Raw genomic sequence first — 19,201 nt, forward strand, 5'->3', positions numbered from 1 at the left:
CGATGGTCGACGCCTTTCTCGCCCTCTTCGATTGGTACCATTTCGGGCTTCTGGCGCTCGGCACCGGCCTCGGGATCGTCGTCGGAGCGATCCCGGGCCTCACCGCCACCATGCTGATCGCGCTGACCCTGCCGCTGACCTTCCACATGCAACCGGTCGCCGCCATTACCCTGCTGATCGGCGAATACGTCGGCGGCATCTCCGGCGGGCTGATCACCGCCATCCTGCTGAGGATGCCCGGAACCCCGGCCTCGATCGTCACGACCTTCGACGGCTACCCGCTGGCCCGCAAGAACCAGGCCGAGCGTGCCATCGCTCTGGGTATCATGGCCTCGGTGGCGGGTGGGCTGGTGTCGTGGATGTTTCTGGCCGGCATGTCCCCGGCGCTCGCGCGTTTCGCCCTGCAGTTCGGGCCGTGGGAGTATTTCACGCTGGTGCTGATGGCCTTGGTCATGCTGGCCGCCCTGACGCAAGGCACGCTGGTCAAGGGGCTGCTCGCCGCGACGCTCGGCATGGCCTTCGCGCTGCCCGGTATCGACAGCTCGACGGGGCGCGCGCGGCTGACCTTCGATCAGGACCTGCTGCTGTCGGGCTTCGGCCTGCTTCCGGTGCTGATCGGTGCCTTCGCGATCAGCCAGATCCTGCGTGACGCCGGCGCGCCGCCGCTGGGAAAAATCAACGTCCCCAAGGGCCGTCTGCCCGTCCAGGCCGCCGACCTGCGAACGCACGGGCCGAACATTCTGCGCTCGTCGCTGATCGGCACCTGGATCGGCCTGCTGCCTGGCATCGGTGGCAACATCGCCGCGCTGGTCAGCTATTCCACCGCGCGCCAGCTGTCGCCGGACCCCGAAAAGTTCGGCACCGGGCATGAGCCGGGCGTCGTCGCGGGCGAGACCGCCAACAACGCCTCGATCGGCGGGGCGCTGATCCCGCTTATCACGATGGGCATTCCGGGCTCGGTCACCGAGGCGATCCTGATCGGCGCGCTGACCATCCACCAGCTGCAGCCCGGACCGCTGCTGTTCCAGAACGCGCCCGAGATCGCCTACGGTATCATTGCTGCCTACTTCGTTGCCAATCTCATCATGCTGGCGCTGATGTGGAGCGCGGTGCGCTGGATCGCCCAACTCGTGCGCCTGCCGCGGGCCGGTCTTCTGGGCGTGATCCTTATCTTCTGCGTCGTCGGCTCCTACGCGGTGAACTCCAGTTTCGACGACGTCTGGGTGATGATCGGTTTCGGCGTCATTGGCCTCGGACTGGAGGCGGCGAGGGTACCGCTGGGTCCCTTCGTGATCGGCTTCGTGCTCTCGCCCATCGCCGAGGAGCAGCTGCGCGCCTCGCTGATGCTGTCGGACGGCGACGTGCTGGGTATCCTCGAGCGGCCCTGGGCACTCGCGTTCCTCGCCCTGTCGGTCCTGACGCTTGCCTGGCCCGCGATTGCCGACCGCATGGCGCGCCGCCGCAGGGAGGCGCTGTGATGAGCACGCTGGACCTTCCCGGCGGCGGCCGGCGCTATCTCCAGGTCGCCCAGTCGCTGGCCGACCGGATCGCCGCCGGAACCTACAAGGCCGGCCAGCGCCTGCCACCCGAACGCGATCTCGCCGCCCAGCTCGATGTCAGCCGGACCACCGTGCGCGAGGCGCTGCTGGCGCTCGAGATCATGCGCTATATCGAGATCCGCGTGGGTTCGGGCATTTTCGTGCTGCCCGAGCACCTGCGCGACCCGGATCACGGCCAGCTGGTGGTCGGCAACGAGGTCGGCCCCTACGAGGTGCTCGAAGTGCGCCGCATGATCGAGGGGCAGTCGGCCTATTACGCCGCGCAACGCGCCAGCGAGGCGCAGCTCGATGCTATCGGCGAGACGCTCGACCGCATGTCGGTCTCGATCCACGACATCCCGGCCTTCGATGCCGCCGACGCCGAGTACCACGCGCTGATTGCCGCCGCAGCCGGCAACGAGGTCTTGGAGACCTATGTCGGGCATCTGTGGCGGATGCGCGAGTCCTCGCTCTGGCGGCGCTGGTACGGGCAGACCCGCACGCCCGAGAACCGGCGGCGCTCGGTCGAGGATCACCGCACCATCTACCGCGCCCTGCGCCGCCGCCGGCCCGAGGCCGCGATGTCGGCGATGCAACTGCATATCGACGTGCTGACGGACCGCCTGCTGGACCTCAAGCTGTCGCCTCCCGACACCAAGGAAGACTGAAGGAAACCCCTCGCGTGAGCACCACCGACACCCGCCCCGACATCGTCGTCATCATGACCGACCAGCAGCGCTATGACACGATCCGCGCGCTGGGATACGCGCATATGGACACGCCGAACATCGACCGGCTGGTGAATGACGGCGTCACCTTCACCCAGTGCCACGTCACCGCGCCGTCCTGCGTGCCCTGCCGCGCGAGCCTTTTCACCGGTTACTTCCCGCACACCAACGGTGTCTTCGCCAATGGCCAGCCCTGGAGCCGCACCTGGGTCGAGGATCTCGCGCGCACGGGCTATCACACGGTCAACATCGGCAAGATGCATACGATCCCCTATGACGCCAAAGCGGGCTTCGCCGAGCGCTACGTGGTCGAGAACAAGGACCGTTACCTCGAGGGGCGCTGGTTCTTCGACGAATGGGACAAGGCGCTGGCGGCACAAGGCCTCGTCAAGCAGCAGCGCGAGCTTTACCGCCAGCGCGACGACTACCGCGACTGCCTGGGCGCCTTCACCTGGGACCTCGCGCCGGCCATGCAGTCGGACAACTACGTCGGCGGTTTCACGCAATGGTGGCTCGAGACCAAGCCGGTGACCGACCCGCTGTTTCTTGTCGTGGGCTTTCCCGGGCCGCACCCGCCCTATGACCCGACGCCCGAGCTTGCCGAAAAGTACATGGCCCGCGACGTGCCGCTGCCCGAGGCCACGCCCGACGAACTCGAGGCGCTGCACGCGGTCTGGAAGGCCAAGCGCGCGCACGATGTCGAGGTCGACCACGACTCCGTGGCCTGGAAGCTCGACCCGACGCGCAAGGAGCTGCACCGGATGCGGGCCTACTACTACGCCAATGTCGAGCTGATCGACAGGCAGGTGGGCGGCATTCTCGACGCGCTGGAAAAGCGCGGGCGGATGGACAACACGATCGTGGTCTTCACCTCGGATCACGGCGACAATCTCGGCGATCACGGGCTGAGCCAGAAATGGGCGCCCTACGACCAGATTACGCGGGTTCCGCTGATCGTCTCGGCACCGGGACGGTTCGCGGGCGGTCGCTCGGTCGACGCGCTGGTGCAGCTGTTCGACCTCGGGCCGACGATCCTGGAATGGGCCGGGCTGGAGCCGGACCCGACCTTCGAGGCCGAGACCCTGAACCCCGCGCTTGAAGGCGCGGCGTTCGCGGGGCGCGACGCGGTCTTCTGCGAACAGGGTGGCGACGTGAATATGACCGGGGCCAGCCTGCTGACAATGATCCGGACGGAGACCCACAAGCTCGTGGTCTTCCAGGGGCGCAGTGACGGTCAGCTTTTCGATCTGGCGGCCGATCCAGGCGAGACGCGCAACCTGTGGGACGACCCCGAGTATGCAGCGGTCAAGACAGACCTGAAGGACCGGCTGCTTGACTGGCACATCTCGAGCGCGCTCAGGACAAAGAACGCCCGTCGCCTGATTGTCTCGCCACCCGATGCGGTCGCCCTGCAATAACACGGGCGGAAGTCCGGCCTTGGCCGTTTCGCCCGGGCGCGCGATCCGGTATAGGCTCGCGCGGGATGGAACGTTGCGATGAATGATCAGACCAAGACCGGCTGCTGCGCCAGCGGGCTGACGACAGGTCCGGGCGCCCGGAACCACGCCGCGGCCGCGCAGGCGGTATCCCTGGCTCCGCCCGAAGTCGCGGCGGCGCTGAAGGATCGGCTGGCGGAAATTCCCGGTGGCTTCTTCGACATGGGCGCGCGCAAATCGCGGTTTCCCGCCGATCACGACAGCCCGCGCCGCAAGGTCAAGCTGTCGCCCTTCCGGCTCTCCGCCTTCAGCGTCACCAACGCCGACTATGCCGCCTTTGTCGAGGCAACCGGCTATCGCACCGTGGCCGAGGCCGAGGGCTGGAGCTACGTCTTCCACCTCTTTCTCGGCGCGGAGGCCAGCCGCTCGCCCAGCCCGCCGGGGCTCGACTGGTGGCGGGCCGTCGATGGTGCCTGCTGGGCCGCGCCGGAGGGTCCCGGTTCGGACTGGCGCGACCGGGTCGACCATCCCGCGATCCACATCGCCTGGTACGACGCGCTGGCCTATTGCCGTTGGGCGGGCCTGCGCCTGCCGACCGAGGCCGAATGGGAGCGCGCCGCGCGCGGCGGATTGGAAAAGCGCAAGTTTCCCTGGGGCGACGCCATGCAACCCGGTGGGGCGTTCCGGATGAACACTTGGCAGGGCACGTTCCCTACGGCGAACACCGCCGAGGACGGCCATGTCGGCACCGCGCCCGTGGACGCCTACGCACCCAATGGCTACGGGCTTTACAACATGACCGGCAACGTCTGGGAGTGGGTCTCCGATCGCTTCGGACCGCCCCCGCAGGCCGCGCGGCCCCTGGTCGACCCGACGGGGCCGACCTCGGGCGACACGCGGGTGCAGCGCGGCGGATCCTACCTTTGCCACGTCAGCTATTGCGACCGCTACCACGTGCATTCGCGCACCGGCAATCCGCCGGACACCTCGACCGGCAACCTCGGCTTCCGCGTGGCCGCCGATGCGTCCTGACCGGATTACGTCCGTGCGGAGCGCGGGACCGTGATGAAGCTGAACGGCCTTTCCCAGTTCCTTGCTGTCTGCGCGACCCGGAACCTGACCGCCGCCGCGAAGATGCTGGGCGTCTCGCAACCCGCCCTGACTCAGGCCATCGGCAAGCTCGAACGTCAGCTCGACGTGACGCTTTTCGACCGGTCGACCCGACCGCTCAACCTGACCGCCTATGGCAGCGCGCTCTTTGACTACGCCACGCGTCTGGAGCAATCGACCGACGACCTGATCGACAAGTTCGAGGCGATGAAATCCGGCTCGGGCGGGCTCTTGCGCGTCGGCTGTGGCCCGGACTGGGTGCACGAGGTCATGCCGTTGGCGATCCCGCGCCTGCAGGACGCGCACCCGCAGTTGCGGGTGAATCTCAACGTGGCCCTGAACGACGACCTGCGCAAAAGCCTCGATGCCGGCGAGATCGAGCTTTTCTTCGCCTCGATCAGCGATGTCTACCTCGGGTCGGCCTACCGCACGCAGATCCTCGTGCGCCAGCGCATGCACATCGTGGCCCGCAGGGATCACCCGATGATCGACGGCAGACCGCACAGCCTCGACGAGGTTTCGGCGGCACAATGGGCGATGACGGGCGAGGAAACCTTCGGGCGGCAACTGGCCCGGCGTCTCTTCAGCCAGTGGGGCGCGGACCTGCCGCTGCCGTCGGTCGAGACCAATTCCGTGCCGGCCCTGATCAACATCCTGCACAACAGCCAGAAACTCGGCTTTCTGTCGCGCGCCCATGCCGACGCCTTTCCGAACATCGCGATTGTCGAAACCGATTTCGATATGCCGATGCGTGAAGGCGGCGTGGTCTGGCGCAGCGACCGACCTTTGCTGCCGGCGGCCGAGAACCTGCTGGAGCACGTGCGCCAGCTGGTGAAACTGCATCCGCACTGAGAACTTGGGTCGGGACCGAGCGCTGCTGCTATGCGGCAAAAATCGTGGCATGAAATCAACGCGTTGCGGTATCAGTGATATTCCTGGAGCACAGCCCGTGACGGGCCATCGACGATCATGAGTGGCCGACCCAGAGAGCAGCACTCGACGCGGGCATTGATACCGTAGATCCGCCGGATCAGCGCGGGCGTCAGAACGTCGAGCGTCGGTCCGGTGGCAATGATCCTGGCTTCGGCCAGCGCCACCGTCCACGTGCAAGCCCGCATGACCTGGTTCAGATCGTGCAGCGCCAGCATCATGACGGCCCCGGTTTGCTCGGCGTATCGGCGCAGGGCCTCGAGAATCTCGTACTGACGCGCGAGGTCGAGCGCCGAGGTCGGCTCGTCCATCAGCACCACACGCGGGCGCGACACGAGGGTCTGGGCAATGGACACGGCCTGTCGCTGCCCGCCCGAAAGCATCGCCAGTTGCCGTTCGGCGAGGTGCGCGATCTGAAAGCGGTGCAGCACATCGTCCACCGCGGCCAGCTCGTGCGTGGTCAGCCGCCACCGGCTATCCCCCTGCTTGAGCGCAAGGATGACGGATTCATAGACCGTCAGCGCGGCGGTCATGCCGGTGTCCTGCGGCATGTAGCGCAGATCACCGGACGATGCCCCGGCCAGCCCGACCCGACCTGCGCCGCGAAGTTGTCCCGCGATGCGCCGAAACAGGGTCGACTTGCCCGCCGCATTGGCCCCGACGAGTGCCGTGAGCGCACCGCCCTCGACGGTCGCGACGCTTGCGTCGTCGAGGACCTTGTGACGGCCGTAACGCGCGCCGATCCAGTCGAGTGTCAGGCTCACCATGCCTTGCGCCCCTTGGTCAGGATCAGCGCCATGAAGACGGGCACGCCCACCAGCGCGGTGATGATCCCGATGGGCAGCACGGCACCGGGCAGGATCGCCTTGGACAGGACGGACGTGGCCGACAGAATCACCGCGCCCGACAGCATCGCACCGGGCAGAAAGAACCGCTGATCCTCGCCCAGAAGCAGGCGCGCCACATGCGGACCGACGATGCCGATGAACCCGATGGTGCCGACGAAACTGACCGGGACGGCAGCCAGAAGCGAGACCAGCACCAGGGCTTCGAGCCGGAGGTGCCTGACCTTCACGCCCATTGCGGCGGCTCGCGTCTCGCCCAGCCGGATCGCGGTCAGTGCCCATGCCCTGCGGGCGAACAGCGGCGCGCAGAACGCAAGGATGACGGCACAGAGCGCAACCTTGCCCCATGTCGCCTTGCTCAGGCTGCCCATCGTCCAGAACACCACAGCCGACAGGGCCTGCTCGGAGGCAAAGTATTGCAGCAAAGCCAAAGCTGCGTTGAAGGTGAAGACCAGCGCGATGCCCAGCAGGATGATGGTTTCGACCGAGACACTGCGCAAGGTGCTGAGGCCGAAGATCAGAAGCGAAGCCGCCATCGCCATCGCGAACGCGTTGATCGGGACCATGACCGCCAGAGCAGAGGGAACGAGCGCGATGCCGAGCACCATGGCAAGCGCCGCGCCGAAGCTCGCCGCGGCCGAGAGGCCCAGCGTGAAAGGGCTGGCCAGCGGGTTGGCGAGGATGGTCTGCATCTGCGCACCGGCGAGCGACAGGCTGGCCCCGACGACCACGGCGAGGCAGGCCATGGGCATGCGGATGTCCCAGACGACGACACGCATCTGCAGGTCTGCGGAGGCGGGAAAAAACAGGGTGCGCAACACGTCGGACACGTCGTAGCGCGCCGGACCCAGAGACACGTCGATGGCGACACAGGCGACAAGCAGGGCGAGGAGCCCGAATAGGATTGCGATGCGTCGGGCGACGCGCGCACGATAGGCCGCGGCATGGGTTGGCGGGTCGGTGGCGATCGAGGTCATGGCGCGTCCCGGCAAGAGAGGCGGGCGACCCGGAGGCCGCCCACGGGTTCAGTTGGTCGCAGGGTTGTCGACCGAGACCCAGTAGCCGGGTGCGTAGTCCACCGGCAGGAAGCGATCGTGCAGCTCGGCCAGCGTCGCTTCGGGATCGAGATCGGGGAACAGTTCGGGGTGCAGCCATGTGGCCAGCCGCTGTACCGCAACGAAGCTGTAGGGGTTGTTGTAGAACTGGTGCCAGATCGCGTGGACCTGTCCGGTCTCGACCGCTTTGACGCCGGTGAAGGCGGGACGCTCCATGAGCCGGGCCAGCTTGGTGCGGGCGTTGGCTTCGTCTGCGCCGGGGCCGACGCCGATCCAGGCCCCGCCGGGCACGTAGGCCTCCCAGCTGCCGCCGGTGACGACGATCTGGTCGGGATCGGACGCGATGATCTGCTCGGCGTTGACGGTGCCGAAGGTGCCGGGGATGAAGGGCGAGGCCATGTTGGTGCCGCCGGCGAGGTCGACGTATTTGCCGAAGTTCTCGTTGCCGAAGGACATGCAGCAGTCCTCGGAATAGCCGCCGGCACGCTCGACGAAGACCAGGGGGCGGTCGAGATCGGTCTGCGCGGCGATCACGTCCGTCACGCGGGCCAGTTGCGCGGCGTAAAAGGCATTGAACTCGGCGGCGCGCTCTTCCTCGCCGAAGAGTTGGCCGATGATCTCCATCGACTGCGCCGTATGTTCGAACGGCTTTTCGCGGAAGTCGACGTAGACGATGGGGATGCCGACCTTGGCGAGCTTCTCTTCGTATCCCGCTTCCTCGGTCGCCTGTTTCGATTCGAGGTTCATGATCAGCACGTCGGGCTGCAGGGAAACCGCCTGTTCGATGTCGAACGTGCCGTCCTTGAAGCCGCCGAAGGTGGGAATATCGACCAGATCGGGAAATTTCTCGGCGTACTGCCCGTAGCTGTCCGGCGACGCCTGGCGGAAGTCATCACGCCAGCCGACCACGCGTGCAAAGGGATCGTCGCCGTCCAGCACCGCCGCGAAGAAGATCTGCCGCCCTTCGCCCAGGATCACGCGGTCCACGGGCGCATCCACGGTGACGTCGCGGCCGGCGATGTCGGTGATGGTGACGGGATCGGCTTGCGCGAGGCTGGCTGCGAAAACGCTCAGCGCCGCTGCGCCGAGAAGGGGACGAAGGGTCATGTACGGGATCCTTGAGTAGCTGTACATGACGGCTGCTAATTTATCCAACTATTTTAGTCAACAAATAGGTTGATAACTTTAGTCGGATATAAATTAGCCAGCGCAGCGATTGCAGGCACCCGCTCTCAGCGGACGAGTTTGGGCACTTCACGGTGGCGGCTGTTGCCAGGCGAACGCCCCACGCTGCCCTGCCGCCCAATTACTCGGGCAGCCCGTCCGCCTTCGCATACCGCGGCGTGATATGCTGCGGACAGTTCCAGTCGAGCGCCGCCACGTCTACTCGCAAACCGCGCTCGACCTTCGCCGGGTAATCGTGCACCGCGAGCCGAGCGAGCGTCTCGGCATCGGCGGGATCGATGACGCTGGCCCGGCCGAAAACCTTGAGCCGCGCGCGGTTGGGGTAGTCCATGAAAAACAGGGACACGCGGTCGTCGCGCTGCAGGTTGCCGAGGCTCACGTATTGCTTGTTGCCGGCGAAATCGGCAAAGCCGATGCTCTTGTCGTCCAGGACCCGCACGAACCCCGTCGGGCCGCCACGGTGCTGGATATAGGGCCAGCCGGTTTCTCCGACGCTCGCCATGTAGAAGCTGTCGCGTGCCGCGATGAAGGCGGCTGCCTCCGCCCCGATCCGGTCGCCCCGGAGCGGGCCGTCCTCGAACCGGGCATAGGAGCTGCGGCTGCCGTTGCTTTCCTGGAGTGTCTTCACGGACTCGGTAAAGGCGATGTCGTGCCATGCATGGGACATCATGATCTCCTGTGGTCTTGGTTGCGGAACGGCACGCCATCTCGTGTCGGCGTTGCTGAAACGGCTGCTTCCAGTCACGAAAGACGCATTAACGGGGTCGGTCTCCTGAGCCTCACCGACCTCTTCGCTGAAGACATCGGTGAGGCCTGGGTGTTACCTTCGGCTGGGATCAGCTCGAGCGGCGCGCGATGCCCTGGAGGGCCGCGGCGAGGACGATGCCGTAAAGCACGTGCCCGACCAGCGCGACCCAAGTGATACCCGTAAAGTTCAGAAAGAACGGGAGGCCGGCGATCGCGGTGATGCCGCCGATGGCAAAGACCCAAAGCGCCGCGCCGTAGATCGCGGAGGGCAGGAACCAGTGCGTCCTCCCCACGGTCGCGTTCCAGACCGGGCGAAACCCGAAGAGCCAGCCAAGCGGATAGGCGATCAGGCCGACGATGTAGAAATGCACGAAGTATCCGGCGAAGTCGCCGTTGGGCAGTCCGAAGGAGCCGAGAAGGCTTTTTGCGAGGCCATGCGGCGACAGGGTGGCATAACCGAGCGCCGGGCTGATCACCTGCCCCCAGAGGTCGAACGCGTTGGTGGCGAGAAAGCCGGCGATGAACATCGCGCCGACGGTGCCGGCGTTGATCGCGGGAAGATCGGACGTGATCCTGCGCGCGATGTTCTGCAGGGCAGGGCGGTGGGCGAGGGTGTCCGTCGAGGTCATCGGTGTCATCCTTTGGTTGGAGTGTCTGTGGATGCGTCCAATATCGCCATTTCTCACTATGAAAAGAATGCGCGAAAATTGTACTTCACTATTTCAGATCCGAGCATAATCTGGACGCGACCAACCGGCGGGAGGCGCTCCCCTTGGATCGATTCGAGGCACTTCGACTGTTCGTGGCGGTGGCGGATCACGAAGGGTTCGCGGCGGGCGCGCGGGCGATCGGCGCCAGCGCGGCCTCGGCGACGCGCGCGGTGACCACGCTCGAGGAACGGCTGGGCGTCAAGCTTTTCGTCCGCACCACGCGATCCGTGCGCCTGACCGAGCCCGGACGGATCTACCTGGATCGCTCGCGGCAGGTATTGGACGACCTCGGTCAGGCGGATGCGCTGGCCTCCGGCGCCGCGGCGGTGCCGACAGGGCGCTTGCGGATCACGACGCCGGTGCGGTTCGGGATCCTGCACCTCATGCCGGTGATCGGGTCCTTTTTAGACCAAAACGACGCGGTGACCGCGGACGTGGTGTTCGTCGACCGCGTGGTGAACCTGATCGAAGAGGGGTTTGACGTCGCGCTGCGCATCGGCCCGCTGCCGGACTCGGGCCTGGTGGCCCGGCGCGTCGGAGAGGTGCGCCGCGTCGTCTGCGCCGCGCCGGACTATCTGGACCGCCGCGGCGAACCGGAACATCCCGACGATCTGGGTGCGCATGCCATCGTCTCGGCGACGACGGTGACGGCGACCGACGAATGGAAGTTCGGAGACAAGGTCTCGGCGACCGTGAATCCGCGTATCCGGATGAATTCCGTCGAGGCGGCGATCACCGGCGCGCGGCTGGCGCACGGGCTGACGCGGGTTCTTTCGTATCAGATCAGCGACGACGTGGCCGAAGGACGGCTGCGTATCGTCTTGCGCGACTTCGAGCCTGCGCCGCTGCCGGTGCACCTCGTCCACGCCGAAGGCCGCATCGCCTCGGCCAAGGTCCGCGCCTTCATCGACCATTCCGTCGAGGCTTTGAAGGAAAGGCTCGCGCGGTTAGAGCGACTGTGAAGGTTGTCGGGGTGGCGACCCCGGTATCTGCCGGATCTTTGCAAGCTAGCCGGACCGGGTCTCGGACGTCTGCGGCATCGTCACAGATCGCCGAGCCTGTGCGAGTAGTTTGTAGACTGCAGGTGTCCTGCCATCGCGCAGGGACGGAAAGGCGCGAGCATTTCGGATTACCCGCATGTCGAGACGGCGCGGTCAGAGCACCTGGCCAGTGTCGCGATCGAAGAGATGGCACGCCGCGGGGTCGGCGGTGAGGTGCAGCACCTGACCGGGCCGCACGTCGGTCCGGCCTCGGAAGCTCGCCGTAATCTCGTCGTCGCCCTTGCGCAGCAGAAGTTCGGTGTCCGACCCTGTCGGCTCGACCACCACGACCCTGGCCGCGATGGTGCCGGGGGCTTCGTCCGGCAAGATCTCTAGCCTCTCGGGGCGGATGCCGACGGTCACGCGGTCATGGCCGGGCAGGGCGCGCGGCAGCCTGATGCTGTCGCCGTCGGCGAACCGCGCTTGATCCGGTGATGCCGGGGACAGGCCGAGATCGAAGAAATTCATCGCCGGCGAGCCGAGAAAGGACGCGACGAAGCGGTTCGCGGGCCGGTCGTAGAGGTCCAGCGGCGCGCCGACCTGCTCGATCTCGCCGTCGCGCAGCACCACGATCCGGTCGGCCAGCGTCATCGCCTCGATCTGGTCGTGCGTGACGTAGACCGTGGTGGTCTGCAGCTTCTGGTGCAGCTCCTTGAGTTCCGCACGCATGCGGACGCGCAGCTTTGCGTCGAGGTTCGACAGCGGCTCGTCGAAGAGAAAGACCCGCGGTTCGCGCACGATCGCGCGGCCCATCGCGACGCGCTGACGCTGACCGCCGGACAGCTCGCGCGGGTAACGATCCAGATGATCCTGAAGCCCGAGCGCCCCGGCGGCGGGCTGGACCCGTTCGGCCTGTTCCTCGGCGCTGCGCCCTGCGAGCCTCAGCGCGAAGCTCATGTTCTGGGCGCTCGTCATGTGCGGATAGAGCGCGTAGGACTGGAACACCATCGAGATGCCGCGATCGCGCGCAGGCACGTCGTTGACCCGCCGCCCGTCGATGAAAAGGTCGCCCGAGGTGATCGATTCGAGCCCCGAGATCATCCGCAGCAGGGTCGACTTGCCGCAGCCCGACGGGCCCACGAGAACGAGGAACTCGCCTTCGCGGATCTCGAGGTCGATCGAGCGGATCACGTCGAGCGCGCCGAAGCGCTTGTGCACGCCTTTCAACTCAACCGTTGCCATGCGGGTCTCCTTTCGTCGCTGCACTGGGCGTGGCGAATCTGTAGGTGAGGGTGGAGGTCCAGCGCGCGCCGGGGGCGAGCGTCATGCCCGGCTCGCTGGTGCCGTCGTCGCGCCGGCCGCAGTTCGCCGGTTCGACCGAGACGATGTTGCGCCGTGGGCGTGGGTCGGACCAGACCTGGACGAAGGGCAGGGCGGCGGCGTCGCCTTCGACCGAAATCGACAGCGCGGGCCATGGACCAAAGGCCGGGCGGTCGAACACGGCTTGGAAGCGCCCGGGTCCGGCGTCGTGGCAGGCGGCGGGGCGCGGGGCAGCCTCTCTTGCGCCGGCCGGTTCGTGGCGCAGGGTCTCGCGCCCGTTCAGGGACAGGCGGGTTCCGGGGCCGACGCTGGGGTAGCCAAAGTTGGTGTGATAGAGAATGCGGAAGGCGCTGGGGTCAGGTCCGATGTTCTCGATCGTGTCGGTGAGCCGCAGCACGGCCTTTCCGACCGGGGCTTCGATGCGGCGCCTGAGCGAGAAGCTGGCGCCGCGCAGGTGGGCGCGGACCGCTTCGCCCTCGGCATAGATGACCGGTTCCGGCGCGCTCCAGTCCTCGCCATGCGCGGTGATGCGCGCGGGTGTCAGCGGCAGCGTGCCGTGCAAGGGCAGACTGTCACGAGGCTGGCGCACGTTGTCGAGGCCGCAGGTCAGCAGGAAGCCCGAGAGCGCCCGCTCGATCCCGGTGCCGCCGTCGCTGGCCGCGTCGTGAAGCTGCGGGGCGAGCATGCCGCCGGGATGCTGCCAGGCAATCGGCATGCCGTGCACCCAGAGCGGTCCGATATCCATCGTGCGGTCCGCCAGGACCCAGAAATCCAGCCCGCCGCCCGTCGAGAAGGCCAGCGCGCGCTGGCCGCGTGATGGCCCCTCGTCGAGCGTGATGCGGCGCACAGCGGCCAGCTGGCGGCGGTCTCCGGTCAGCTCGGCAAGGTGCGGATCGACCGGCCTGGCGAGGGTCGCGGTCATGCAGGCCCCTCGGGGGCGTCGAGCCGCAGCCGTCGGTAGGCCTCCGGCGGGGCGTCGATGCCGGCCATCAGCCCGGTCATGAGGTCGGTCATCCGTGTCTCGGCCTCCGCGTCATCGAGTGGGCTGGCCTGCGCAGGGTCCGCGGCAACATCGAAGAGGACCGTGGTGTCCTCCATCAGGCAGCCCGGTCCGTAGGTCCGGTACATGGCCGCGCTCTCGTGCACAGGCACGCGCAGAAGCGGCATGTTGCGGCTGAAAGACATCGGCGGCACCAGCTCGGCCTGTTCCAGCTCGGCGTCCGCGAAGAAATCGAAGATATGCGTGGGCATCAGCGTGTACTGGTAGATTTCCTGACTACGCAGGTCCGAGGGGTAACGGAAATAGGTGTAGCGCCCGTCGGTCACGTTCACTGCGCCGCCGAAATAGCCGAAGAGTACCGCCTCGTGACCGGGCGCGCCTTCGAGCATCGCACGCAGCGACAGGCCTTTCATCTGCGGGCTCGGTGTCCCGTCGAAGATATCCATGAACGTCGTGCAGAGGTCGGGCGTCTGGGTCAGCGCATCGATCCGCGCGCCGGGGCGCGGGTGGGCCGGGTCGTGGAAAAACAGCGGGATATGGGCGATCTCCTCGTAGAGGTTCATCCGGTTCTTGGCCCAAAAGTCGTGTTCGCCCAGAAGGTAGCCGTGATCCGTGGTGACCACGAGCGCGGTATCCTGCCACAGATCGTCCGCGTCGAATGCATCCAGCACCTCGCCCAGCAGCGCGTCGCAATGCGCCATCGAGGCCATGTAGTTCGCGCGCAACTCGGCGTTTTCCTCCTCGGACACGCCGGGCCGATCGTATGGCGGCCAGTCGCGCGCGGGACCGCTCCAGCCGCTGCGGAACGCGTCCTTGAACCTGTCGGGCGCGTGGAAGGGTTCGTGCGGGTCGAAGCATTCGATCTGCAGAAACCAGTTGTCGCCATCCTTGTTGCGGGTGATGAAATCGAGGCCCGCCTGCACGGTCCGGTGCGACGGGAACTCGACCTCCTCGCGGATGCGTTCGCGGTTGACCATGTGCCGGCGCTGGTAGCTGCGCGGCGCCTCGCTGTACTGCGCTTCGTGAAAGCGCGCCTTGAGGTCGGCCCAGTCCGGGTTCGCGACACCGACCCAGCCGTCGCCTTCCTGCCCACGGATCAGGTCGCAGCTGTCATAGCGGTTGTGATAGGTGGCCCCACCATCCTCCCAGTAATGGAAGTGGTCCGTGGCAAGATGCGTGTAGGTACCTTTCTGGCGCATCAGTTCTTCGGTGAAACAGGTGTCGAACGGCTCGACCGGCCCCCAGGAACGGTGCAGGAACCCCAGCCGTCCGGTCAGGATGTCGCGGCGCGCCGGCATGCAGGGCATGGAGCCGACGTAGTGCCGGTCGAAGGTCGCCGCGCGCTCCGCCAGCCGGTCGAAGTTCGGCGTCGGCACGGTCGTGCCGCCATAGGGTCCGAGCATGTGGCGGTTGAGGCTGTCGAACATCAGGAAAACGGTGCGCATGGGAGGTCCTACTTGACGGCACCCGAGGTCAACCCGCGCACGATGAAGCGTTGGGCGACGATCAGGAGGATGAAGGCGGGAACGATCGAAAGCGTCGAGGCGGCGGCCATCTCGGTGAAGGCGATGGTGTTTTCCTGCGCGTACTTGCCGATGCCCAGAGGCACGGTGGCGGTGTCGCGCTGGGACAGGGTGAGGGCCACGGGAAACTCGTTCCACGAGAAGATGAAACACAGGATACCGGTCGCGGCGAGACCCGGGCGCACGATGGGGATGACGACGAAGCGCAGCACCGCGGGCGCCTTGGCCCCGTCGATCACGGCGGCTTCGACCAGTTCCTTCGGCACGTCGCGGATGAAGACGCCCATCATCCACAGCGCCATCGGCAGGTTGATTGTCGTGTGCGCGAGGATCAGGCCGAGGTGCGTGTTGTCGAGGCCCACGGCGCGGAACATCGTGTACCAGGCACCTGCCAGCGTGATCGGCGGCACCATGTGAAAGATCACCGACCAGCCGAGCAGCAGGCGCAGCACCCAGTCGGCCCATTGCAGGCGGTAGAGCGAGAAGGCGGCGAGCGTGGCGACGGCCAGCACGATGAGCGTCGAAGCAACGGCGATGATGCCGGAATTGCGGAAGTTGGTGATGAAATCCGAGGTCTTGCCGGTAATCACAGAGTCGTAGCTGAAAAGCGTGGGCTGAAACCGCCATTGCCCCATCAAGAGCGCGATCTGGGTCTTGAAGCTCGCCATCACGATCCAGAGGAAGGGAAAGAGCACGATCAGCGCAAAGCCCATCAGCACGGCGTGGCGCATAAGCGGCGCTGCGCGCGAGAAACCGGTCATGCCTCGGGTCCCCGCCGGGTGGCGACGCGCGACGCGAGGATGATCATCGTGGCGATCACCGCAATTGTGGCCAGCGACATCGCCGCGCCATAGCCGGTCTGGTCCTCGGTGAAAAAGCGCCGGTAGATGGTGAACGAGATGACCTCGGTCGAAGTGCCGGGGCCGCCGCCGGTCAGCAGGTAGATCTCGTCGAAGACCTTGAAGGCAAGGATCATGCGGAAGATGAAAGTGACGACGATGGCCGGCATCATCAGCGGCAGGATGATGTAGCGCAGCACCTGGCCCTTGCGCGCGCCGTCGATCTCGGCGGCCTCGAAGATGTCCTGCGGCAGGCTTTCGAGGCTTGCCAGCATCAGCAGGTAGCAGAACGGCGTCCAGTGCCAGACGTCGACAATGATCACCGAGATCAGCGCGAGGTTCGGATTCCCGAGCCAGTCGACCGGCGCGAGCCCAAGGATCATGAGCCCCTGGTTCACCACGCCGAAGTCGAAGGAATACATCAGCTTCCAGATCGCGCCGATGATGATCCCGGGCACCAGGATCGGCAGGATGAAGACGGCGCGGTAGAAGACGCGCAGGCGCGTGACGCGCGTGGTCATCAGCGCCAGCCAGAAGCCGAGGACCATCTGGAAGGCCACGGCGACGACGGCGAAGACGATGGTGTTGAGGATACCGGCGCGGAACAGCGTGTCCTCGGGCAGTTTCAGATAGTTGTCGGTCCCGACCCAGTCCCAGACCGCCTCGCGGTTCAGCCATTCGACGTCGTGAAAGCTGAGCGCGAGCAGGTTGAAGAGCGGCAGGATCGTCAGCAGGACGAAGAGCGCCACGGCGGGGGCCAGGGTGGCGTAGCGCCAGAAGGTATCCGAAGTCATGGGAAGGGTTCCTGCCGGTGGGCGGCCACCCCGCGCGCGGCGGGATGGCGGGTGGGCGTCACTGCAGATCGTCGAGCGTCGGCGCGTCGTAACCGGCGTCGGTCATCACCTTGGCGATCTCGGCCGCCGCGGTGTTGAGCGCCTCCTTGAGGTCCATCTGCCCGCCGATGGCCTCGTTGAAGCGCAACTCGGTGACCGCGAGCACTTGGGAGGCTTCTGGGATGACGAAGGTCAGCTGGGCGTTCGGAATGGACTCGGCCAGCGCACGCATGTAGCGGAACGGCTCCTGGTCGGCCATCTCCGAGGTCATCACCGCGCGGCTCACCGGTGGCGAGCCGGCCTCGGCATAAGCGCGCTGCGCCTCGTCAGTCTGGAACCACTCGAGAAAGGCCAGCGCCGCCTGCTTTCGGTCGTCGGGGATGTTCTTCGGAATCCCGCCCAGCCAGTGGCCGAGACCCGGGGCCGGGCCGTGATCGGCCGAGCCGGGCACCATGGCGTAATCGACCTTGCCGACGACGGCCGACTGGTTGGGGTCGTCGAACTGCGCCGGGGCCGGCACACCCTGAATGTGGCCTGCGCGACCCGTCGCCATGTTCTGGATCACGTTGGTCTGGGTCTGCCCGGCGGTCGAGGGATGCCCGACCTCGGAGGCGAGTTTCATGTAGGTTTCCATCCCCGCAAGCGTCTCGGGGCTGTTGATCGTCACCGTGAAATCGCCGCCCTTCTGGTCGGCGAAAATCCCGCCGCCGTGGCTGACGATGTAGGGAAAGACGTCGAAGGTGACGTCGAAGGCGCCGCGCTGACCGCGCTGCGAGATGCCGTACATCTGCGGCGGATTGTGCAGAACCTGGGCATTCTCATAAAGCTGGTCCCAGGTCGTCGGCACCTCGAGCCCGTTCTCCTCGTAGAGATCCGAGCGGTAGTGCAGCAGCGGCAGGAACGGGTTGATCGGGACGCTGACCAGCTTGCCATCGCCATCGCAGGTGATCAGCTTGTTGCCCTCGTCCCAGCAGGTGCTGTCGTCGAAGGTGAAGATGTCCTCGTTCAGCGTGAATTCGGGGTCGATGTCGGTCAGCGGGTTGATGAATCCGCCGGTGTAGAATTCGACGAAGAACCCTGCGTTCATGATCAGGATGTCGAAGGGGCTCTCATCCGCCCGCACGGCAGTACGCTGCTTTTCCAGCGATCCCGCGAACGGGTTCACGTCGAGCTCGACGGTATTGCCGCTGGTCTCCTCGTAAAGCTCGACGACAGCCTGGAAGCCCGGGAACCAGGGCGACTGGTTTATGACGATGGTGATCGGCGCCTCCTGCGCCATCGCCGGCGCGGCCAGCGCCGCCAGCATCGCGGTGCCGGCAAGACCCCCGACCATACGGTTCGGTCCGCCCGAAAGGCGTTTCTTGAGCATGGATTTCCTCCCACAGATCCTCGCCTCGGCGCCGTCCGGCACCGTGGGCATGGCGACACTGTCTCACGGCAGAGACCGTTCATGAAATGATAAAACTTGGGGTCTCCATAGCCGCTGGCTATGGCTCAGTTCACCGGTTCGAGCGCGCAGACCGCCTTGAGACAGTCCGCCACATAGGCCGAGGCGGGCGTCAGCAGGCGCGGCCGTCGAAAGATCAGGCCCGCCGGGCGCGAGGTGGCAAGCTCGGGCACGTCGATCTCGACCAGCCCGCGGCCTTCGGGGATCCGCAGCGCCGAGCGGGTGGTGTAGAGCAGCACGTCGTGAAAATACGCGAAAGCCAGCAGGAAGGATTGCGAGTTCGACGCGACCACCGGCGCGGGCGGGGTCTCGCCGAGGCTGATCACCCGGCCGTCGAGCTTGCGACGCGCCAGGGTGTGCTCGGGCGGCAGCGCCCAGTCTGCGGTCAGCGCCGCGCGCGGCGCGATGCCGCGCTGTGCGGCCAGGGGATGTTCAGGGCGGCCCACGACGATCAGCGCATCGTCGGTCAGTGGCTCGTATTCGAAGATCTGGTCGCCACCCGACAGCGGCTTCTCGGCCACGACGAAATCCAGCGCTCCGTCCGCGAGCGCCTGCAGTAGTCCTTCGTCAAAACCGCTCGACACGGTCACCTGCAGGCCCGGACGCTCGGTCAGGGCCGCGGCCATGGCTTCGGGCAGCTTGCGGCGCACCCAGGACGGGCCGGCGCCGATCCGCACCTTGCCGGCGGACCCATCACGCATGGCGCGGACCTCTTCCTCGGCATCCGAAAGCTGCGCCGAGACCAGCCTGGCGTGGCGCAGCAGGCGCTCGCCGATCGGTGTCAACGCGACTCCGTGCGCGGTGCGCTGAAACACCGGTGCCTTCAGCTGGTATTCAAGCTGCCGGATCGCCTTCGACAGCGTGGGCTGCGCGAGGTTGAGCGCCTCGGCGGCCTTGGTGATGTTCCCCATCTCGGCGGTCCGCAGGAAGTAGCCCAGCAGCCGAAGATCGATCTTTGAACCGGCCATGAGCCTC

18 protein-coding genes are annotated in these 19,201 nt (G+C 66.4%); 6 read left to right on the forward strand and 12 right to left on the reverse strand.

What is annotated here, in order from left to right:
* The first annotated feature begins 2 nt into the window (after nucleotides 1-2).
* The 5 genes from R5H30_RS04280 to R5H30_RS04300 all read left to right on the forward strand — a co-directional run bounded on the left by R5H30_RS04280 (nucleotide 3) and on the right by R5H30_RS04300 (nucleotide 5,664).
* Entirely contained in the window at nucleotides 3-1,478 is a 1,476-nt protein-coding gene (locus tag R5H30_RS04280) for a tripartite tricarboxylate transporter permease (protein ID WP_318326810.1), read from the forward strand.
* The gene (locus R5H30_RS04285) at nucleotides 1,478-2,206 is read left to right on the forward strand and encodes a FadR/GntR family transcriptional regulator (protein ID WP_318326812.1); all 729 of its coding nucleotides are present in this window, start codon (nucleotides 1,478-1,480) and stop codon (nucleotides 2,204-2,206) included. Before R5H30_RS04280 ends, R5H30_RS04285 begins: the two co-directional genes overlap by 1 nt.
* Nucleotides 2,207-2,220: 14 nt before the next feature.
* Nucleotides 2,221-3,684: a sulfatase family protein gene (locus R5H30_RS04290; protein ID WP_318326814.1), complete on the forward strand. Its 1,464-nt coding sequence runs from the start codon at nucleotides 2,221-2,223 to the stop codon at nucleotides 3,682-3,684.
* Between the two features lie 78 nt (nucleotides 3,685-3,762).
* Nucleotides 3,763-4,734 carry a formylglycine-generating enzyme family protein gene (locus tag R5H30_RS04295; RefSeq protein WP_318326815.1) on the forward strand — a complete coding sequence of 324 codons (972 nt, stop codon included), beginning with the start codon at nucleotides 3,763-3,765 and terminating at the stop codon, nucleotides 4,732-4,734.
* A gap of 33 nt (nucleotides 4,735-4,767) precedes the next feature.
* Entirely contained in the window at nucleotides 4,768-5,664 is an 897-nt protein-coding gene (locus tag R5H30_RS04300; protein ID WP_318326816.1) for a LysR family transcriptional regulator, read from the forward strand.
* Between the two features lie 71 nt (nucleotides 5,665-5,735).
* On the opposite strand, the gene R5H30_RS04305 is transcribed toward R5H30_RS04300, so the two are convergent.
* The 5 genes from R5H30_RS04305 to R5H30_RS04325 all read right to left on the reverse strand — a co-directional run bounded on the left by R5H30_RS04305 (nucleotide 5,736) and on the right by R5H30_RS04325 (nucleotide 10,203).
* Nucleotides 5,736-6,509, reverse strand: a complete 774-nt coding sequence (locus R5H30_RS04305) for an ABC transporter ATP-binding protein (protein WP_318326817.1) — start codon at nucleotides 6,507-6,509, stop codon at nucleotides 5,736-5,738.
* Nucleotides 6,503-7,564: a FecCD family ABC transporter permease gene (locus tag R5H30_RS04310; protein WP_318326818.1), complete on the reverse strand. Its 1,062-nt coding sequence runs from the start codon at nucleotides 7,562-7,564 to the stop codon at nucleotides 6,503-6,505. Before R5H30_RS04310 ends, R5H30_RS04305 begins: the two co-directional genes overlap by 7 nt.
* A gap of 48 nt (nucleotides 7,565-7,612) precedes the next feature.
* Nucleotides 7,613-8,749 (reverse strand): ABC transporter substrate-binding protein, encoded by a 1,137-nt coding sequence (locus R5H30_RS04315; protein WP_318326819.1) that lies wholly within the window; start codon nucleotides 8,747-8,749, stop codon nucleotides 7,613-7,615.
* Nucleotides 8,750-8,948: 199 nt separating this feature from the next.
* A complete protein-coding gene (locus tag R5H30_RS04320; protein WP_318326820.1) occupies nucleotides 8,949-9,494 on the reverse strand; it encodes a pyridoxamine 5'-phosphate oxidase family protein in 546 nt (181 codons plus the stop codon).
* 169 nt (nucleotides 9,495-9,663) lie between these two features.
* Nucleotides 9,664-10,203, reverse strand: coding sequence for a hypothetical protein (locus R5H30_RS04325; RefSeq protein ID WP_318326821.1), 540 nt, complete (start codon nucleotides 10,201-10,203; stop codon nucleotides 9,664-9,666).
* A 143-nt stretch (nucleotides 10,204-10,346) separates the two neighbouring features.
* On the opposite strand from R5H30_RS04325, the gene R5H30_RS04330 reads away from it, so the two are divergent.
* Nucleotides 10,347-11,246, forward strand: a complete 900-nt coding sequence (locus R5H30_RS04330; RefSeq protein ID WP_318326822.1) for a LysR family transcriptional regulator — start codon at nucleotides 10,347-10,349, stop codon at nucleotides 11,244-11,246.
* A 192-nt stretch (nucleotides 11,247-11,438) separates the two neighbouring features.
* Here the strand turns inward: R5H30_RS04330 and R5H30_RS04335 are convergent, their stop codons facing one another.
* From R5H30_RS04335 to R5H30_RS04365, 7 genes are all read right to left on the reverse strand, one after another.
* A complete protein-coding gene (locus tag R5H30_RS04335) occupies nucleotides 11,439-12,506 on the reverse strand; it encodes an ABC transporter ATP-binding protein (protein ID WP_318326823.1) in 1,068 nt (355 codons plus the stop codon).
* On the reverse strand, nucleotides 12,493-13,506 hold the full coding sequence (locus tag R5H30_RS04340) for a DUF4432 family protein (RefSeq protein ID WP_318326824.1): 1,014 nt from the start codon (nucleotides 13,504-13,506) through the stop codon (nucleotides 12,493-12,495). The genes R5H30_RS04335 and R5H30_RS04340 overlap by 14 nt, the downstream gene beginning before the upstream one ends.
* Nucleotides 13,503-15,029: a sulfatase gene (locus tag R5H30_RS04345; protein ID WP_318326825.1), complete on the reverse strand. Its 1,527-nt coding sequence runs from the start codon at nucleotides 15,027-15,029 to the stop codon at nucleotides 13,503-13,505. Before R5H30_RS04345 ends, R5H30_RS04340 begins: the two co-directional genes overlap by 4 nt.
* 8 nt (nucleotides 15,030-15,037) lie before the next feature.
* A complete protein-coding gene (locus R5H30_RS04350; protein WP_318326826.1) occupies nucleotides 15,038-15,868 on the reverse strand; it encodes a carbohydrate ABC transporter permease in 831 nt (276 codons plus the stop codon).
* Nucleotides 15,865-16,740 (reverse strand): carbohydrate ABC transporter permease, encoded by an 876-nt coding sequence (locus R5H30_RS04355; RefSeq protein WP_318326827.1) that lies wholly within the window; start codon nucleotides 16,738-16,740, stop codon nucleotides 15,865-15,867. The genes R5H30_RS04350 and R5H30_RS04355 overlap by 4 nt, the downstream gene beginning before the upstream one ends.
* Before the next feature lie 58 nt (nucleotides 16,741-16,798).
* A complete protein-coding gene (locus R5H30_RS04360; protein ID WP_318326828.1) occupies nucleotides 16,799-18,148 on the reverse strand; it encodes an extracellular solute-binding protein in 1,350 nt (449 codons plus the stop codon).
* A 125-nt stretch (nucleotides 18,149-18,273) separates the two neighbouring features.
* The gene (locus tag R5H30_RS04365) at nucleotides 18,274-19,194 is read right to left on the reverse strand and encodes a LysR family transcriptional regulator (RefSeq protein WP_318326829.1); all 921 of its coding nucleotides are present in this window, start codon (nucleotides 19,192-19,194) and stop codon (nucleotides 18,274-18,276) included.
* Nucleotides 19,195-19,201 lie beyond the last annotated feature (7 nt).

It is taken from the genome of Roseobacter sp. FCG-D35, from assembly GCF_033436665.1.
GTDB lineage: Bacteria > Pseudomonadota > Alphaproteobacteria > Rhodobacterales > Rhodobacteraceae > JAWQFO01.

Bases quoted from the DNA above. Each gene is read 5' to 3' on its own strand.
- R5H30_RS04280 (WP_318326810.1), top strand. From the start codon at position 3: ATGGTCGACGCCTTTCTCGCCCTCTTCGATTGGTACCATTTCGGGCTT.
- R5H30_RS04285 (WP_318326812.1), top strand. From the start codon at position 1,478: ATGAGCACGCTGGACCTTCCCGGCGGCGGCCGGCGCTATCTCCAGGTC.
- R5H30_RS04295 (WP_318326815.1), top strand. From the start codon at position 3,763: ATGAATGATCAGACCAAGACCGGCTGCTGCGCCAGCGGGCTGACGACA.
- R5H30_RS04300 (WP_318326816.1), top strand. From the start codon at position 4,768: ATGAAGCTGAACGGCCTTTCCCAGTTCCTTGCTGTCTGCGCGACCCGG.
- R5H30_RS04305 (WP_318326817.1), bottom strand. From the start codon at position 6,509: ATGGTGAGCCTGACACTCGACTGGATCGGCGCGCGTTACGGCCGTCAC.
- R5H30_RS04310 (WP_318326818.1), bottom strand. From the start codon at position 7,564: ATGACCTCGATCGCCACCGACCCGCCAACCCATGCCGCGGCCTATCGT.
- R5H30_RS04315 (WP_318326819.1), bottom strand. From the start codon at position 8,749: ATGACCCTTCGTCCCCTTCTCGGCGCAGCGGCGCTGAGCGTTTTCGCA.
- R5H30_RS04320 (WP_318326820.1), bottom strand. From the start codon at position 9,494: ATGTCCCATGCATGGCACGACATCGCCTTTACCGAGTCCGTGAAGACA.
- R5H30_RS04325 (WP_318326821.1), bottom strand. From the start codon at position 10,203: ATGACCTCGACGGACACCCTCGCCCACCGCCCTGCCCTGCAGAACATC.
- R5H30_RS04335 (WP_318326823.1), bottom strand. From the start codon at position 12,506: ATGGCAACGGTTGAGTTGAAAGGCGTGCACAAGCGCTTCGGCGCGCTC.
- R5H30_RS04340 (WP_318326824.1), bottom strand. From the start codon at position 13,506: ATGACCGCGACCCTCGCCAGGCCGGTCGATCCGCACCTTGCCGAGCTG.
- R5H30_RS04345 (WP_318326825.1), bottom strand. From the start codon at position 15,029: ATGCGCACCGTTTTCCTGATGTTCGACAGCCTCAACCGCCACATGCTC.
- R5H30_RS04350 (WP_318326826.1), bottom strand. From the start codon at position 15,868: ATGACCGGTTTCTCGCGCGCAGCGCCGCTTATGCGCCACGCCGTGCTG.
- R5H30_RS04355 (WP_318326827.1), bottom strand. From the start codon at position 16,740: ATGACTTCGGATACCTTCTGGCGCTACGCCACCCTGGCCCCCGCCGTG.
- R5H30_RS04360 (WP_318326828.1), bottom strand. From the start codon at position 18,148: ATGCTCAAGAAACGCCTTTCGGGCGGACCGAACCGTATGGTCGGGGGT.
- R5H30_RS04365 (WP_318326829.1), bottom strand. From the start codon at position 19,194: ATGGCCGGTTCAAAGATCGATCTTCGGCTGCTGGGCTACTTCCTGCGG.